This is a genomic window from Tardiphaga sp. GW822-FHT04G09, assembly GCF_058800725.1.
Genome location: NZ_JBXAMO010000039.1, coordinates 1 through 17,324, shown reverse-complemented (window position 1 = coordinate 17,324; position 17,324 = coordinate 1). Strand labels below are relative to the sequence as shown.

Below are 17,324 nucleotides of genomic sequence, written 5' to 3'. Positions count from 1 at the left end.
GTCAAACGCAGTGATCTTGCGCGTATGATCTCTGCTGCAGCTTCAAAAAGCGCTCGGTCGACGACGGCCTCAAACACGCCGTCTGCGCGTACCCATAGTGCAGGTTCATTTTGGACACGGCGCCGCTTTAACTTGAAGGACCGCCTGTTCCAGACGTTGTTGCCGATGTATTTCTCGTTGATGAGAAGCTGATGGACCGTGCCTTTGGTCCAGGAATGTCCGAGGTCAGTGGTAACTCCCTTCTCGTTGAGCCCTGCAGCAATCTCGGACTCAGTACGCCCATCAGCGACGAAGCTATGATAGACGCTCCTGACAATATCGGTTTCCGCTTCTGGCCCCGGTACTAGAACAACACGATCAGTTTGAATACTTTTATGTTGTTTGCGGTGCAGTTCGCCTTTTGAGTTGCCACTTTCATCCATCAACTCCCGACGTAAGCCGAAGCCCGGTGGACCGCCTTGACGGAAACCCTTTCTGATCAGGTTGCATTGGCCTGCGTGGACCTTAATTGACAGGTCGCGGCTGTACTCCGCCGCCATTCGCCTCTTAACAACCTTCTGGACGTCAGATCCGATACTACCGTCATTCTCAAATTGCTCGGCACAGTAAGCGACGTTGACCCCTGCCGCCCGGCATCGATACTCATATGAAGCAGCCTCATCAGAATCCTGGAAACGCCCCCAGCGGCTAATGTCGTAGACAACGACGACTGAGAAATCTGCGGTCCCGCTTTCCACATCAGCCAGCAAGGACTGCAAGCCCACGCGACCTTCAATATTCAGCCCACTGCGACCCTCGTCGGCATATGTCCGAACGATCGTCAATCCACGCTGGCTCGCATAATGCCTGATCGTTTCCGATTGGAGATCCGTGGAATACTTTTGATGCTCGGTAGACATCCGAACATATTCGGCAGCGCGTACGAGAGCCAGCGGCGGACCCGGCCGCTCGGGATCGGTCGCGTGATTCTTTCCGGGATCGCTCTGTCTCAAGGGATTTCCCAACCATTTTCACCGAAAGGTTTCGTTGGCCGAAAGTTATTTGCCGTCAATCTTCCGCTCTCCACATCTAATTGGAAGGGATGGGCAGAATGTTGCCTAAAAGGGGCAGAATTTTCCGCAATGGCAGCGGCGAAAACACGCCACGTCTCGTCTACGCGCGGGCAATTCGACAAGCACTGAGAAGCGAGCTCGGGCCAACACATCAAGCCAACAAAAGGGTGCGGCAGTGGACCGGCGCGAGCGAACGAACGATCAAGAATTGGCTAAACGGATCGTCCGGCCCGCGGGGCGAGCACCTGCTCTTGCTGGCCTGTCATTCCGAAAACGTTTTTGAAGTGATTCTTACCTTGACCGAGCGCGACAATGCTGTTTCAGGCGTAAAATTGCACAAGATTTGCGATGAAATGTCGCGATCACTTCGAAAATTTAAAGAGCTGATGGAAGATAAACGGTGAAGAAGATCGCGTGAAATAGCGTCCCGTTTGTCAGATAGCTGTCTATACTCGATGTGGCGTGCCGTTTTCCCGTCGCCGTAGATATTCGGTCAAATCTGCCATCCGGTTAGATCAGATAGCTGACTGTCGACGCAGCGTATCTGGGCCGACGAGTGGATGTGAGGATCTGATTAAAGTCAGCCTGATTGGAGCTATCCGCTTCGCTCAGATGGACAGCGCTGAAATGTTTGACCTGGCATGCATTTAGGTAAGAGACCCTTCACAGCAACGATGCCGGAATTTTACCCGCCACCATGAAACGCGTTTTTATAGTACGCCGTATGTATTCGGTCGACTTTCGCTGCGTTATTTGTCGGAGAATTGAGAAGTCGAACCCATGGGCCGACTTCCCTGAAGAGCATTGAGATCTGATTGAAATGCTTCGGCCGTCATCAGACCGTAAGCGAGCCGATCGCACGAAATTGCCCGACCTGCTGCCGCCACCACGCACGGCGCGCTGGCGATAGATCGAGCAGCGGCCCCGCGATGGTAATGACGTCGGCATCTTGTCCAGCTCGAGGGGGCACGATCACGGCGGGCTCGGTAGGCACGTCATTCCATTCGTAGCGGACCTCGATCTCAGTCACGCCTCGATCATTGTATAGCACAGCTTCGAATAGAGTGCGCCAGATGAGATCGGACAACTGAGCACGCACGAGGTTTACACTCGACCAATCATCCCCGGTGAGATCCAGTTCTAGAAGCGTGTTCGGAGAATCCGTGACGATCTCTTCGATCAATCGCGCGAGGCCAGTGCTCAGCGTGGCACAATGAAAGCGCTTTAACTGACCGATCCAGGCGGCCAGACTACCGAGATTCTGGCGGGCGAGATTATCGCGATGGACAAGATCATCTTGCCAAATCGCTTCGTCTTCCAAGCCAATACCACCTGCCATCATAGAAATGACGTCAGCACGGGCTGTGACAGGTGCTCGCCTGATTTCGATCGGACAGACGTCGTTGCGGCGACCACGAAGTCCGTCCACCAGCTTGGCGAACTCGATCTGGTCGTCCTCAGATTTGGTTCGCTGCTCTGGATCGCCATCTGCAATTCGGACCCGCTGGCTGAGTACGTAGCTGCGACGTTCACGTCCCTTCCAATCGGTTGCCTGGACACGCAGAATGGCCACGGTCTGAAGCGCCCACAGCAAAGCGCCCTCTGGATCAAAGTCTAGATTCGGGTGAGCAAGCCATGAACGAATCTCTTTGAGAACGCGCCGGCGAATTGCAATCCGACTATCACTTGTCCAAAGGCTATAAAGTTCGCGCCCACTTTTCGATATCGTGCTGACTGTTGTCGGCTCCGCCGGATAAGCGATGACTGCCTGTCTGTTGGCTCTTGGCAACGCCAAGATAGCCCGTGGACCAACCAATAGTTTTCCATGGCTGCAAAGCACGGTCGGGCCGATTTTCGGTTTACCTTTAGCGAACTTTCCGACGATTGGCGCGAGAGCGCTGACAACGGGATTCTTGAAGACGAGGTCCAAACCGTACTGATCGTGGCATTTATGAATGGCGTCGGCTATGGCCTCAGCAAAGGACGCGTTTACCAAGAACGCGTCCCAAGCCAACTGGCTTGCGGGCGAACGCTTGGGCGCCTTGCCGCCCTTGAAGGTCGGAGGCTCTAGCTCGGCGACATAACCGTCTCGGAGAAATTTTTCGGTTTGAAGCGAACTGTAAACGACCATGCGCCCGTGCAAACTTGCCGGATGCACTGCCTCAGGCCGCCACAATGGCTGATCTGGAAAGGCGTCACGCACCTGTGCCACCAGTCTGTCGGGAAACGTTTCGAATCGGCCGGGATCGTAGAACACCGAGTGGACGTAGTTCACATCGCCCGGGCGCGCCTCGGGAGGCTCCTGCAATTCCGGGGGGATTTCCCTTTCGTCATAGCTATCAATCTCGTCCGAAATACTGGCGGCTTTACGCAGCGATGACAGCGACATGGTGATGGTTAATCCCGGTACGATTGCGAGGATCTCGAAGGTCGAAGAATTGCCGCAAAAGCGACCTCCTCCCTATGGACCAGACAAATTCAGATAGCGTGAAATCGATCTGTCAAATTATCGCTATTCGTCAAAGCTGTCCGCCGATCACGATTTTAATGTATTACACGCGTCCATTCGCCGGTTTTCATCATGCTTCATGCGATAAGCAGCACAGTGTCCGACACCGAATTTGCAATGCATCTTGTTTGATTGAATGTCATTGTTCGGAAGCGTTAAGCCGATCGCACAGCACGGCATTCCGCCCTGCTGATAACCGAAAGGCAACGACATGCCCGTGCACCCCGCGATCATGGCAGTCTCCCACTCGCTCGAAGAAGAGCTCCAGCGCATGGCAATGCCGTGCAAAACGCCCAACCCCATGCAGGTGGACTGGGCCCGGCAGTTCGCGACCAAGGTCACGATGGACGCGTTCGACGACAACATCCCGCACGACTTCGGTGCGACCCACGTCACTCCCGAAGAGTTGGCAATCCTGCTGACGGAGTTCGAGGGCGCCTTGAAGATCGTGACGGCCTTGAGGCTGGCCGGCGTGATCTATCCGCCGCGCACGCTCTTCGAGCGGATCGTAGTGGCCTTCCAGACCACCAAGGTTGGCTAACAAACAGCAGGTCGGACTAAGGCCCGACCTGCCTTCAATTGCACCTCAGATGTTTCCGGAGAGCTGGTAATACACGTAGCGTTCCTTCTCGACGTAAATCAGTCGCGCTGGGCCGGGTGTTCGGTTCTGTTGTGATCGAGGACGAAGACGCGGATTTTCGAAGATAGATTACTGGAGGTGCGACTGGCGTCGATTTGAGATATCAAGACTCTGATGGATAAGCCTTTGACCGCTGCAATCTCATCGAGACAATCCCAGAATTCATTATCGAGGACAACACCTGTCCTGTGGTCGCTAACAGCAACCGAACGCTTTTTTACAGCAGATTTCATATCGAATTCCGCTTATCACATTCCATAACGTCAGCGCATGGACAGACCGACGGCTGATTGGCCTTATCGTCGGCGCTCCAGTCCGCTCGGTGCTGTTTGGCCAGCCCATCTCCGCATGCCACATTCCAGATTGTCAACGCAAGTCCCGTAGGGGAGCGGCCCGCGCATGCGCTTCCACACGGATCGAGTGCGACTGACGGCAGGTCCGTTCCGGTCAAGACCGACTTCGGTGGTGCGGTCGAATGAGCTTTCCCGCGTCGGTTCCGCTTGGGTGAGTTCTCGGATGATGGACGGTATCGCCGACAGGTCGGGCTTTGCCCTCGATCGTATCCCTGCAACGGCGGCGCTCGACCTTTTTCCCCGCCGCGCTTTGCTTGGCTCCTCGCGCGAGACAAAAAGGTCAGCTTCCGCCATCCTCCGCGTTGCTTCGGCCTCAAGGTGCAGGTCGATCGCCTGTCGTCGTCAGGGCCGTCATCGAGAACGCAATTAGGCGGCACTCGAAAACGAACGGGAAATCGATCATGACGACCATCGGCACCTTTACGAAGACCAACAACCGCTTCATCGGCAACCTCAAGACGCTGTCGCTGTCGATCGGTGCAGAATTTTTGGCCCTGCCACGCACCGACAAAGGACCCGACTTCCGCATCCTCAGCGGAGACATCGAGCTTGGTGCAGCCTGGAAGAAGGCCCGCAAGGACGGGCGCGAATATTTCTTTGTCCGCCTCGATGATCCGACTTTTGCAAACCCGATCTTCGCCAGCCTCGTTGAAGGCCGAGACGGTGAACATGCACTGATCTGGTCACGCCGCAACGCTGACTAAGAGCTTCGGCGCGGCCATCTCGGCCGCGCCATTTCTTTGCTCTGAGCGCTGTGCGAATAAAGTCGACGGGATCAAGACCGGCGATCAAATTTGCATTGCATTTTTCAGGCCTGCCATTCCGCGCTTCGCCGCGTTAAGAGCTTCGACATGCATCGGATGTCCACAAATAACATGCGGATTGACGATCGCTAGTACGAGGCCGCGCAGCATCGGAGCGCAAAGCGAAGGGATGCTGCAGATGTGGAGTTTAGAATGTTTCGCATGATATGGAATTTGGGCGTTGTCGTCCTGACTGTGTTGAGTATCATCCTCTTCGGATATCCATTGGCCATGATGGCTCAACATGGTGCCGACCCGGCAGCGTGGCCGCCGAGCGCCATTCAGCCCAGGATCTGGATCGACCATGTCTTGACGTTCAAAGTCGGCGAGCTTGTTTCGCCATACTGGTCGATGCTTACCAGGCGATCCGAGGACTTCGCAGGCGGCGGTCTTCTCTATCTCGGTGTCACAGTGGGCGCATTTTGCGTTCTCGCTTTGCTGATGATCCGGACCAAGAAGTCCGCACTCAAGCGCGATCCGATCGGCATCCATGGGGCGGCGCGATGGGCGACGCCGGCTGAGGTCGGCAAGATGACCACCGGCCTAGAATTGGGCATTAGCAAGACCAGTGGTCACGCCGTGCGCGTCTCGATCGAAGGCAATCTGCTGACGATCGCGCCACCGCGAAAGGGCAAATCGTCGGGGCTGTTGATCCCGAACCTGGCCTACCCAGAAATTGAGGCATGGCTCGGACCGGCAGTTGTGATCGATCCTAAAGGCGACGCCTATCGCGCAGTGGCGGAACGCCGGCGGAAACTGGGACGCACTGTGCGGTGCCTCGATCCGCTGGGACTTGTGGGTGGCACAGATAGCTGGAACCCGCTCGCCCATGTCGACCCGAAGGACGTCCTCTACTTGCAGCATATCGCGAGAATTCTTCTGCCCGAACTCACCGGCGGCGGTGATGCTGCCGCTACCTATTTCAACAATCGCGCTGTCGATCTCATTGTCGGCGTCATGATTGTCGCCCTGCATTCGAAGTCGCCAAATGTCCCGGAAGTGTTGCGGTTGTTGAACGCGCACGAAGATCTGCTCGATGGTCTCAAGCAACACAAGGCGATGCCCGCAGCACAAGCCGCTCTGATGATCATGGAGAGCGAACCTAAGGGGCGCGACACCATCGTCTCGACGGCTGCACAGGCATTTTCGTGGCTGAACGACGAACGGCCCGCCAAAATGGTCACGAGCAATTCGTTCGAACTGTCCGATCTCGCGCGCGGCGATGTCGATCTGTTCGTGGCTATCCCCAGCCGGGACAATGTGGCGCTGGCCCCCTTCGTACGCTGGCTGCTCGGAGATATCTTCGATACGGTCCGTGAACATCATCCCGCGGAGCGCATGGTGATCTTCATCGACGAGGCCAGCACTCTCGGCCGTTTCGATGCGATCCTCAAAGCCAGTGGCGAACTCCCCGGGCATGGTGCCAGCCTGTGGACGATCTGGCAGGACCGCGCACAGATGGTCACAACTTACGGCGAATCCGGCGCGCGCACGCTCATGAGCACCGCCGACATCGTCGTCCTGTTCGACGTGCCCGCCACCGATCCCGAGGAAAGTGATCGCTGGTCGCGAGCACTGGGGAGTTTTTCGGCGCTCGTTGAGTCCAAATCAATGGGGGTGGGCCAAAACGGTGCAGCGACGACGTCGACTGCCACGCAAGAAGCCCGGCTGATGACGAAGGAAGAGCTTACGACGCTCGACAGCAAGGAGCTCATCGTCTTCCCGAACAGTCCGTTCTACGCCCGCCATCCCGTGCGGCTTTGGAAAACCGTGGCCCATAACGACCCGCGCTTCGAGAACTTGATCATCAAAGTCCCGCCCGTGGGGCGGATCTAAAGGCATAGCGCATGGTAAGTTAAGACAAGGGCGGTCAACGCCCTTGTCAGGACACGTGCGATCAAAATTCGAATAGGGTACATCCGTAGAATGTCCAAGGCCGGCGTCATCAGCCAGCGGCCATCTGCCTAGATTTGCAGCGGCCTTTGCGCGACTGAACAATCCGCTGGCGCTCGCGACCGGTAGTACTGTCGCGGACGACCAGTTCGCCGGTCCTGCTACCGGCTTGCCGAACCCTCGGTGATTTCGTCATAGAGGGTCGCCCGGTCGTGGCCGGGGCGTGGCAAAGCGGTCTTGCTGGACATCGGGGATCTCCGCGACGGGCGCCGGAGGCCTCTGTCCAGCTTTCAACCCGTCACGGAAACCCGGTCCGCACTCTCACTCTAAAAGGGGTGTTGCGGGGATATCCCCGCAGAAGGGGGTGCGTCGGCGACTGCGGCGCCGACCAGGGGGAAGGCCTTCCCCTCCAGGCTTCCAGATCGCGGTTCACATACTTCCAATTAGCGGACCATTGACTCCCAATCAGCCGACGCCAATAGTTCCAATCTTCCGGATTCGGAGACGGCATGTTCGAGCGGTTTGTGGAGCGACGGGCGGAGGAAGCCCTTTCTGATACGCCGGTGGTCCTGATCGTAGGACCGCGCCGCGCCGGCAAGACCACGCTTGTCCGAAAAATGGGTGAAGCCGGGCGGAGCTATATCACGCTCGACGATCAAACGGTCCTTGAGGCCGCCCGGTCTGATCCCGCCGGCTTCATCCGCGGCCTCGACCGGGCCATCATCGACGAGATCCAGCGCGCGCCTGACCTGCTGCTGGCCATCAAGAAGACCGTCGACGAGGACTATCGGCCGGGTCGCTTCCTGCTAACCGGCTCGGCGAACGTGCTGGCCGAGGGTCGCCGACAGCCTGGCCGGTCGGATGGAGACCATCCAGATGCTGCCGCTCGCAAGGGCCGAGGTCGAAGGCCGGACGCCGACTTTCCTGGAGCATCTCTTCGCAGGAAAGCTCCGGAGCCAGGGGGAGGCAATCCTGGGCGACGATCTTGTCCAGATTGTCCTGCTCGGCGGTTTCCCCGAAGCGATTAGCCGCGACAGCGAGCGCCGGCGGCAGGACTGGGCGAGATCCTATCTCACATCGGTGCTGACGCGCGATCTGCGGGATATCGCTGATGTCGAGAAGCTGACGGAACTTCCGAAATTCGTAAGGCTGCTGGCCGAGCACTCCGGCCAGTTGGTCAATTATTCGCAGTTCGGCGCCGGCATCAACGTCAGTCACAAGACGGGGCAGCGATATGTCGGGCTGCTTGAGCAGGTGTTCCTGATCGCGACGGTGCAACCTTGGTTCACCAATGCCCTGAAGCGCATCGTCAAGACCCCGAAACTGCACTTCCTCGATTCCGGCCTGCTTGCCACTGTGCGCGGTCTTTCCTTCGACAGGGTCAAGGCGGATCGCAGCACATTCGGCGCGCTGCTGGAAAGCTTCGTGTTCGCGGAGGTTCTGAAGCTGATGACGGCCTCGGACCTGCGGCTGACGCCGCACCATTTTCGGGACAGGGACGGGCGCGAGGTGGACATCGTGCTGGAACGCGATGACGGGATGATCGCAGGCATTGAGGTCAAGGCGAGCGCGACGGTCAAAGCCGGTGATTTCGGCGGCCTACGGGCCTTGGCCGAGGCGTGCGGAGACCGCTTTGCCTTCGGCGTCGTCCTTTACGACAGCGCGGACGTCGTGCCGTTTGGCGACAGGCTGGCGGCGGTGCCGTTGTCGAGCCTCTGGAATGGAAAGGCACTGACGAACAAGACAGGCAAGGGAGCGTCGCGTGGGGCTATATAAGAAGTGGTGCGAAGCAACGAAGAAAAAGGACAAGCGGAAGCGGTATTGGACGTATGTCGAAAAGGACGGCGGACGCGAGGAAATTCGCGATGGCCTCGCCGAGACCATCCGCTCGCATTACGATCGACTCGAACGCATTGCCGAAGACGTGGACCGGCTCGGATACAAGGTCGCCGCCGCGATTCTTAGTGAAGCGATGCCGCAAACCACCAAGGGCCGGTCCGGCGATCTCGGCGAGATTCTCGCAACGGAGCTAGTCGAGGAAGAGATCGGTCTGCGCGTTCCCGTGCGCCGTCTCCGCTATAAGGACGGCCGCAACATGGCCATGCGCGGCGATGACTTCATCGGCGCCGGATACGATGGGGCCGGAGAGAAGCTCTGGCTTCTGAAAGGCGAAGCCAAGAGCAACAAGGTTCTTGGAAAATCCACAGTCACGAGCGCCCGCAAGGTGCTGGATCGCGACAACGGCCGTTGCACGCCCGACTCCCTGCTGTTCGTCGCCAACCGCCTGTTGGAGAGCACCGATCAGGACGACAACACGCTGGGCCGCAGCCTCCGTGACGAGGTGGGCCTGAAGTCGCTTCGCGCCGATCGTATCGACCATATGATCTTCACCGTGTCGGGTAACGGCCCGCACGCCTCGCTGAAGGAGGACCTCGACGCGACAGGGGGCAACCGGGACCATTACGTCGTGAACATCCACGTGGAAGATCACCAGGACTTCATCGCGGCCATATATCAGGAGGCGGTAGATCTTGGAGACGATTGATGAACTGATGGTATTCCTGGCGACCGCGACCGCCGACGGCATCCTTGGGCGCCTCCTATATCGCGGCGCGGCCTGGTCGCTGATGCGCGAGGAAGGCGTGCTGCCACCGAATGCGCCGCCCCTCGGCGCGACAATCGAAACCGATCTCGCCGAACATGGCTTCGCCCTATTGCGGGGCGCGATGGCCCTCCGTGCTCAAGCTGGCGCTTCGGATCTGACCAGCAAGGCGTTCGAGCGCGCTGCCAACGCCTTCGAAGCCCTGGTGCGCAATGGTGATCCAGAATCGCCTGATCGCGGCTTCCGCCGCACCATCGCTGCCGCGGCCTATCATCTCGCCGGCTTCTCAGCCGTCGCCTATTCGCTCTTCAACGAGACTGCGGACGATCTCAATGCCTCGCCGGGCGAAGCGGCGATTCGACACCTGATCCTACGTGATCTCGGCCAGTTGCGTGGCTTCGTTCGCGATTGGTTGGACGATGGGGCTCATGGTGATGAGCAGGTCGCCGAGGCGCTACGGGGCGAAGAACCAGACATCGACGAGGTGCTATCGACCATCCTCAACACGACGATCTGCCGGGCTCTGGCGCACTTTGACTTCGCGCTCGAGACAGGCGAGCCCGAGCCGATCGAGACCGCACGGACGCTGCTCGCCACAGCGGTCAGTCTGGCGGACAATGCGGAGAATGTGCCGCTGTGGTGGATTTCGAACCTCTGCCGCCACCTGATCGACGACCTCTGGCACCATTCGCTGCACCAGACCCTGCCGACGGAGCCGCCAGCGGGGACGGAGGAAAAATACCCGGACCTGCGACGGCTCTTCATCTCGTCGCTCTACGCGCGAAAAACTTCCGAGGTGGAGCTATGGCCATCGCAGCGCGAAGCGGCCCAGCGTTCCACGGACGTTACTGACGATCTGGTCGTCGCTTTGCCGACCAGCGCCGGCAAGACGCGGGTGGCCGAGATCGCCGCGCTGATGACGCTGTCGTCGGAGCGCAGGGTGCTGATTGTGACGCCGCTGCGCGCGCTGTCGGCCCAGACCGAGCGGTCCTTTAGAAAGACCTTCGCGCCCCTCGGATTCAGCGTCTCGTCCCTTTACGGCGCCAGCGGTCTTTCAGCTGGCGACGAAGACGCCTTGCGCACCCGCGAGATCATCATCGCGACACCCGAGAAGCTCGACTTCGCGCTGCGAAGCGATCCGTCGCTGATCGATGATGTCGGCCTGATCGTCCTCGACGAAGGCCACATGATCGGCCCGAGCGAGCGCGAAATCCGTTACGAGACGCTCGTGCAGCGCCTACTTCGGCGCCCCGACGCGAGCGAACGCCGCATCGTCTGCCTCTCCGCCATCCTGCCGAGCGGCGATGAGCTGGATGATCTCACCGCCTGGATACGCTCCGACGAACCGGGCGAGCCGGTGCGCTCCGACTGGCGCCCGACACGGCAGCGGTTCGGCGCGCTCTCCTGGCGAGGCAAGGACGCATTGCTCCGGCTCGATCTTGACGACGACGGGCCCTTCCTCGACAAATTCGTCGTGCAGAAACCAGCGCGCGGGAAGGAGAAGAAGCCCTATCCGCGCAAGAACTCGCACCTCGCCTTGTTCGCGGCTTGGGAATTCGCAGGCCAGGGCAAGCGGACCCTGATCTTCTCCACCCAGGCGAATTGGGTCGAGAGCTACGGCAAGCAGGTCGTGGACCTCTGCAAGCGTGGCTATCTGGATTCGCTGCTGGATGACGAAGCGTCGATCGCGCGTGCCTTGGAGGTGGGCAAGGAATGGTTGGGCGAGGACCATCCCGCTGTCGCTTGCCTGAAGGCGGGCGTCGCCATCCACCATGGCCGGCTGCCAAACCCGTTCTTACGTGAACTGGAGGCCCTTCTGTCCGACGGTGTCCTGAAGGTCATCGTCGCGTCGCCGACGCTGTCGCAGGGCCTCAATCTGAACGCCGCCGTCCTGTTGGTGCCAGCGCTGTATCGGGCGTCCGAGAAAATCAAAGGCGAGGAGTTCGCGAATGTCGCTGGCCGCGCTGGCCGCGCCTTCGTGGACGTCGAAGGCCTCATCGTCCATGTCATGTTCGATAAGATCGATTGGCGAAAGAAGGAGTGGCGAAAGCTGGTCGCCTCCGCCAAGGCCCGCACACTAAAGAGTGGCCTCATTCAGATCGTCGCCGTGATCCTTGAGCGTCTGTCCCGCGAAGGTGTCCTGGATCGCGATGATGCCTGGGAATATCTCGCCAATGCCCGTGAAGCCTGGAGATCTCCCGAGGAGGAAGCCGAGGTCGCCGAGCGCCTGGCGGCAGGCGCGGAATACGACACCGATAGCGATGACGATGAAGACGGCGGCGATGATGAGGAAGAGACCATTGACGAGGAGTCGCTTTCGCAAATCGTCGAGCGTCTCGATGCGACCGTGTTCGGGCTGATCGAAGCACTCGACTCTGATCGCGCCGAGCTACCGAAGCTCTTGGACGAGGCGCTCAAGGGATCGCTCTGGGCCCGCCAGATCGCCCGCGAGGAGGAGGACGTCGCCCCGTTGCACAAGAAAGTGTTTGTGGCGCGCGCCGATCTCATCTGGAAGACCACCACGGCGCAGGCGCGGCGCGGACATTTCGCCATGGGCGTCGGGCTTGAAGCTGGCCTCACCATCGACGCCATGGCCGACGAGCTGGCCGAACTCCTCGACCGGGCTGACGGAGCGGCGCTGAGCGGAGATATCGACAAACTCGTCGATGCGCTTGGCAGCCTCGGGGAGCGCCTGCTGTTTATGCGGCCCTTCATCCCCGACAAGGCGAACACGCTGCCGGCGAATTGGAAAGCCGTTCTGCGCAGTTGGGTCTCGGGCGAGGACGTCGCCAAGATCGGACCGCAGAACATGCGGGCTGTCGAAGAGGCCTTCACCTATCGTTTAGTCTGGGCGTTGGAAGCTGTCCGTACACGCCGCATGTCCCTCGGCTGGTCGCCGCAGATGGTGGCGGGCGGCGCCGCAGCGGCGGTCGAAACCGGCGTCCCGCAATTCATGATGTCAATGCTGATCCGTGCGGGCCTTCCGTCGCGGCGGGCGGCCATGGCGGCGATCGAAGATGCCAAGCCTGTTTTCGTCACGCCCGCCGAGATGCGGGCCTGGCTCGAATCCGACGAGATCACGGCCTACACCGACGCTGGCGACTGGCCCACACCCGACACTGCCGCGCTATGGGCTCGCTTCCGCACCGAAGCCCTCAGCGGCGGCATCCAGAAGTGGTCGGTCGAACACTATAAGCGCCTGCTGGACATCGCGGCCGACCCGCCTGCCGGCCTCTATCGAATCGTCACCGACGAAGGTGACGGGCGGACCTGGCTGGCGACGCCCGACTACCAGCGGGTCGCCGCATTCAAGAAGTCGGCTGTCGATCCCAAGCCCAGCCTCTTCTCGGGTAGATTGGCCGGCAACACCAGGCTGGTGGAAGCCTTGCGCGTCGGCCGCGGAAAACTGCGCTGGCCGCAGGCTGATGCGTAACGGAGAGCGGTAGCCATGCTCTATACTCAGCTTGTTGCAAGCCTACGCCGCGTTTGGTCTCAACTCGATGGCAGCGATTATAGGACTTTGGACGCGGTTTCGCCTCGCTTGGCTTTCGTATTGGTTTTGACCATCGCAAGTATGCTATTTATGCGAACGGGGTGACAGATCCTTCTGTGCCGACGCGCGTAACATCTCATCGCAATCCGTTAGGTGTTGAGGAGGCCCGTCACGAATAGGTCTTGGATTAACAGACGACGATCGGTCAGTCCCCATTTCGTGATGGTAGCGCAGGCGCTATGCTCATCAGGCCCGCGCATTTTCAGTTGCTCTTGGCTCTTAGCCGGCCGGCGTCCGAACGACCTCTCGATAACCGTTGGGCCAGCGCGCGGATCAAATCCGCAGAGAGCCCTCCGAAAGGATCGATAGTACCCGACGATCAGAGCGCCTGTTTGACGATCGAAGCCGGTATGCCGAATTCCTGATATCCGGCTGGCGGCACCCAGCTTCGGATAATCGCCTGATCCCCCTCAGTGCGGATGAGCGACCAGGGAATGCCAGGGTCCAAGAATCCTAAAACCCATCCGCGGTCGGGGTACCATAACGACACTTGAACCGTCTTCGTCACCGTCACCTTTGTCGGTGTACGGGACCAGACAAGGGCCGCGTATGCGGTGGTCATAACAACCAATGCAATCATTGCCGGCGAAATAAGGAAGCGGAAATTTAGACGGCGCCCCCACCGTCTGAGCTTCGGCAAAACCGGCTGATGGATTTTCGGTGTCGTCGCCGTGCGTAACGACTGCGTCAACGCCAATACGTCGGCAGGCGTCAGCAGAGGGTCCTGCAGATGGTCGAACCTTTCTTGACGCGATAGAGCGAGGAGCGCCGACAGCCTCTTCTTGCTGGCCTGCGCGACGGCCTCGGCCGAGGCTGTCGCTACCGCCTCGGCCTTCTCATAGCTCGCATTCAGCATCTTCGAGGGCTTTGCCATTTGAGTCACCCCACCAGCCACTCAGCCGCGGGTTTGACCGCGCGCATCGCTTCCAGCCGGAACTTTGCGAGATCACGCCGAATGCGAAGACCAGGCCCGATCCCGTGCGCTTCGCGCAGTTTATTCGGGTTCAGCTGATCCACGATCGCGAGTCCGCCAGCCTGGAGATAGCCCTCCGCGCCGTCCTCCAGCGACTGGGCCTCCAGCGAACTCACGGTGGCGTCGCCCGCCTTGGCCTTGAGCCATTTTGGGTCGACATTGCCATGAAGCCGGTTCTCCACAACGAACCGCGCCGCAGTCCAGGGCTTCGCAAGAGCGAGGAGTCGGGGCGTCTCGACCATAGCACCGGGCTCATTGGTCACGACCACGCACACCGCGAATTCGGCGGCGAGTTCGGGCGCGACATCGGCCAACATCGTGAACAACGAGACCGAGGTATTGGCGCCCACATCGACGATCGTCGGCAGCGTCGCTTTCGACAGAGCCTCAAGCACGGCATCGAACTCGGCACGGGCGGCACGGCCCCCGGTTCGCTCGATTGCCTCGCGGTCGGCACGCATCTGAAAGAAGCTGACCCGCGCCTCGAGTTCGAGAAGCCGGTGGCTGGCATCGATTTCAATGATGGGCGCGCCCTCGACTGCTTCGGCGAGTGCGCGGACGATGAGGGTCTTGCCGACTCCGCCCTTCTCCTGGCTGCTAAAAAGGATACGCGGCATGGTACTAGTCTTTCTCTGTCATCCGTTGAACGCGCTCAAAGGCAAGACGCCGGATCTCGTCTTCGCTCTGAGACGGCCGCTCATCGGCCGCACGCGTATCTGCCTTCAAATCGGGTGACAGGGATAGATGCCTAATTTGCAATGCATTTTTGCGTGGCCGTGCCATCGAGCCCTTCTTGTTCAATTGCTTGGCTTGCCGTTTCTCAGCCTGATGTTCGATCTGACGAACAAGCGCCGTCAGCCGGTTCGTGGTCAGCGGAGTCCGGTCCTTGCCCTGGACGACGCCTTGGGCGGCCAAGGCAGCCGCGATGACGGACCACTCAGTTTTTTGATCGCGCAGCTTGTAGATTTCCGGGAGAGCAGCGCGTATCGCCTTGGTGGTCCCGGTCGTCTCGCGCATGGATACGCGCTTCGATTGCGTGGTCTGTAATTTTGCGGCGTCGGCACGAAGCCGCTTGAGATCCAAGGTCATGACGCAAGACCTAGGCATCAAAACCCGAACTAGCCAGAACTAGAGTAACTAGTGGTTACTAGTCAGCTTACTATTAAAATACTAGTATAATTTGGGGCACACCTGTGCATCTGTGGATGACACCCACATGGCAAGAACTATTTCGACGTCGCGGCAGTTGGTCGTTGCGGTCATCTGTCCGGCCTCATGGTGCGGATCATCATATGAACCGCGGGCCTTAATGGCTGTCCGCTGATCGGGTCCCAATCATCGTTAACGGACTCGAAGTCCGTGCACAGGTACGGGGCGTCCTGATCCTCGGTTTATCGACCGGATGCCATTACGTCGTTGTCGCTCCTACCAATTCGTGTGATCGTAAATCGAATTATATTTTTCGGCTCTTCGTTGGCAAGCCACTTTCGTGAGCAAGTCGCTTCAGGCAATGCCGAACGATCTCTCCCGGAATGACCCGCCGCGTTGCATGATCGCCCAGACGATGCGCGCAAGCTTATTCGCCACCGCGACCGTTACGACGCGCGCCGGTCTTCGTGCCAACAGCGCGTTCACCCAACCCGCAAAGTCCGGCTTGTTGCGGGCGTAGCGGACTACGGCCGTTGCGCCGAGAACGAGCAGGCGTCGCAAGTAAGGCTCGCCCTTCTTCGAGATCCGGCCGAGGTGGACTTTGCCGCCAGTTCCATTTTGCTGCGGCACCAGACCGATCCAAGCTGCGAAGTGACGCCCGGACTTGAATGCGCTGGCGTCGGCGACGGTTGCGACCATGGCTGTGGCCGTAATCACGCCGACGCCAGCAATCGTTGCCAGCCGCAGGCTCATTTCGTTCGCACGGTGGCGAGCCATCAGTGTTCGCTCGATCGTTTTGATCCTCGCTTGCAAATCCTCGATCTGCATCAAGATCAGTTCGGCGCAAGCTCGCGCGGGATCAGGCAGCACCGAGCTTTCAGTGTCGTGGGCCAACGCCTGGAGTTCGGGAATGCGCCAAATGCCCTGGGGTGCAATCAACCCGAACTCGGCCAGCTGCCCCCGCAACGAATTGACCAGCATGGTGCGCTGGCGCACGAGCAGATCACGTGTCCGGTGCAGCATCAGGATCGATTGCTGTTCAGCGGTCTTGATCGGGACGAACCGCATCGTCGGCCTGGTGACGGCCTCGCAAATCGCCTCGGCGTCGACCTCGTCGTTCTTGCCCCGTTTGACATAAGGCTTCACGTGAGCCGGCGGCATCAGACGAACATCGTGGCCAAGCAGGGACAATTCACGTCCCCAATAATGCGCTGTACCGCAAGCCTCCATACCAACCAGGCACGCGGGAAGCTTCTTGAAGAAATCGATCAGTTCCGATCGGCGGAGCTTTTTGCGGACGATGACCTTGCCTGCAGCATCAACGCCATGCACTTGGTCGATGCATTGTGGATGACTCCCCTTGCTGTTGCCTCTGCAACAATTGTGGCACGCTTGATGCCGGGAAGTGGGTGTCATCCACACCATCATCCGGGATGCTCAGCCTCATGTCCCGGCTGACAGACGTTGAATCCGATGATTTCATTAGCGAAAGGCTGGCACCGAAGGGAGGGGAAAGGCGTAGTCAGCGACGCTGTCGTAGGGATTCAAAGCTTCCTCGTGCTCACGATCAAAATCTCAAGGTGAAGCGCCACCGGCTTGGTCGATGCTGGCTACGTTTCACGTTTTCCGGTCGTGATGGATGGCTCCGCAGTCAACGCGTCCGCAGTCCGGCGTTTTTTCTCCCGCGTCACCAGACGAAAGAACAGCGGCAAGTCAGAGCCAAATTTGAACACGATGACGTAATTGCGGTCAGCGCTCGAGGCGCGAAAGATCCGTTAGCATTGAGCCCTCGCAATC

The 17,324-nt window shown here is 59.4% G+C and carries 14 protein-coding genes and 1 pseudogene; 7 read left to right on the top strand and 8 right to left on the bottom strand.

Annotation, left to right across the window (positions count from 1 at the left end; all coding sequences use genetic code 11):
* Nucleotides 1-992, bottom strand: a 992-nt coding sequence (locus AC1RLZ_RS30875) for a recombinase family protein (RefSeq protein ID WP_493191766.1), incomplete at its 3' end; no start/stop codon positions are given.
* A 98-nt stretch (nt 993-1,090) separates the two neighbouring features.
* On the opposite strand from AC1RLZ_RS30875, the gene AC1RLZ_RS30870 reads away from it, so the two are divergent.
* Nucleotides 1,091-1,456 (top strand): hypothetical protein, encoded by a 366-nt coding sequence (locus AC1RLZ_RS30870; protein WP_493191765.1) that lies wholly within the window; start codon nt 1,091-1,093, stop codon nt 1,454-1,456.
* A gap of 431 nt (nt 1,457-1,887) precedes the next feature.
* Here AC1RLZ_RS30870 and AC1RLZ_RS30865 read toward each other — a convergent pair whose 3' ends face one another.
* Complete coding sequence (locus AC1RLZ_RS30865) at nt 1,888-3,441, bottom strand: hypothetical protein (RefSeq protein ID WP_493191764.1); 1,554 nt, start codon at nt 3,439-3,441, stop codon at nt 1,888-1,890.
* Between the two features lie 331 nt (nt 3,442-3,772).
* On the opposite strand from AC1RLZ_RS30865, the gene AC1RLZ_RS30860 reads away from it, so the two are divergent.
* A complete protein-coding gene (locus AC1RLZ_RS30860; protein ID WP_493191763.1) occupies nt 3,773-4,102 on the top strand; it encodes a hypothetical protein in 330 nt (109 codons plus the stop codon).
* A gap of 98 nt (nt 4,103-4,200) precedes the next feature.
* On the opposite strand, the gene AC1RLZ_RS30855 is transcribed toward AC1RLZ_RS30860, so the two are convergent.
* Nucleotides 4,201-4,434, bottom strand: a complete 234-nt coding sequence (locus tag AC1RLZ_RS30855) for a ribbon-helix-helix domain-containing protein (RefSeq protein WP_493191762.1) — start codon at nt 4,432-4,434, stop codon at nt 4,201-4,203.
* Between the two features lie 521 nt (nt 4,435-4,955).
* On the opposite strand from AC1RLZ_RS30855, the gene AC1RLZ_RS30850 reads away from it, so the two are divergent.
* On the top strand, nt 4,956-5,258 hold the full coding sequence (locus AC1RLZ_RS30850) for a DUF736 domain-containing protein (protein WP_371420454.1): 303 nt from the start codon (nt 4,956-4,958) through the stop codon (nt 5,256-5,258).
* An 84-nt stretch (nt 5,259-5,342) separates the two neighbouring features.
* On the opposite strand, the gene AC1RLZ_RS30845 is transcribed toward AC1RLZ_RS30850, so the two are convergent.
* The gene (locus AC1RLZ_RS30845) at nt 5,343-5,663 is read right to left on the bottom strand and encodes a hypothetical protein (protein WP_493191761.1); all 321 of its coding nucleotides are present in this window, start codon (nt 5,661-5,663) and stop codon (nt 5,343-5,345) included.
* A 135-nt stretch (nt 5,664-5,798) separates the two neighbouring features.
* Between AC1RLZ_RS30845 and AC1RLZ_RS30840 the strand changes: the two genes are divergently transcribed.
* From AC1RLZ_RS30840 to AC1RLZ_RS30825, 4 genes and pseudogenes are all read left to right on the top strand, one after another.
* On the top strand, nt 5,799-7,193 hold the full coding sequence (locus AC1RLZ_RS30840; protein ID WP_493191760.1) for a type IV secretory system conjugative DNA transfer family protein: 1,395 nt from the start codon (nt 5,799-5,801) through the stop codon (nt 7,191-7,193).
* Nucleotides 7,194-7,759: 566 nt separating this feature from the next.
* A pseudogene (locus tag AC1RLZ_RS30835) lies at nt 7,760-9,026 on the top strand (ATP-binding protein).
* Complete coding sequence (locus AC1RLZ_RS30830; protein ID WP_493191759.1) at nt 9,013-9,795, top strand: HamA C-terminal domain-containing protein; 783 nt, start codon at nt 9,013-9,015, stop codon at nt 9,793-9,795. Before AC1RLZ_RS30835 ends, AC1RLZ_RS30830 begins: the two are co-directional and overlap by 14 nt.
* On the top strand, nt 9,782-13,285 hold the full coding sequence (locus AC1RLZ_RS30825; protein ID WP_493191758.1) for a DEAD/DEAH box helicase: 3,504 nt from the start codon (nt 9,782-9,784) through the stop codon (nt 13,283-13,285). Before AC1RLZ_RS30830 ends, AC1RLZ_RS30825 begins: the two co-directional genes overlap by 14 nt.
* 439 nt (nt 13,286-13,724) lie before the next feature.
* On the opposite strand, the gene AC1RLZ_RS30820 is transcribed toward AC1RLZ_RS30825, so the two are convergent.
* From AC1RLZ_RS30820 to AC1RLZ_RS30805, 4 genes are all read right to left on the bottom strand, one after another.
* Complete coding sequence (locus AC1RLZ_RS30820) at nt 13,725-14,279, bottom strand: hypothetical protein (protein ID WP_371420029.1); 555 nt, start codon at nt 14,277-14,279, stop codon at nt 13,725-13,727.
* 5 nt (nt 14,280-14,284) lie between these two features.
* Complete coding sequence (locus tag AC1RLZ_RS30815; protein WP_371420028.1) at nt 14,285-14,995, bottom strand: P-loop NTPase family protein; 711 nt, start codon at nt 14,993-14,995, stop codon at nt 14,285-14,287.
* 4 nt (nt 14,996-14,999) lie between these two features.
* Nucleotides 15,000-15,467 carry a hypothetical protein gene (locus AC1RLZ_RS30810; protein ID WP_371420027.1) on the bottom strand — a complete coding sequence of 156 codons (468 nt, stop codon included), beginning with the start codon at nt 15,465-15,467 and terminating at the stop codon, nt 15,000-15,002.
* A gap of 414 nt (nt 15,468-15,881) precedes the next feature.
* Nucleotides 15,882-16,943 carry an IS110 family RNA-guided transposase gene (locus AC1RLZ_RS30805; RefSeq protein ID WP_493191757.1) on the bottom strand — a complete coding sequence of 354 codons (1,062 nt, stop codon included), beginning with the start codon at nt 16,941-16,943 and terminating at the stop codon, nt 15,882-15,884.
* Between the last annotated feature and the right edge of the window lie 381 nt (nt 16,944-17,324).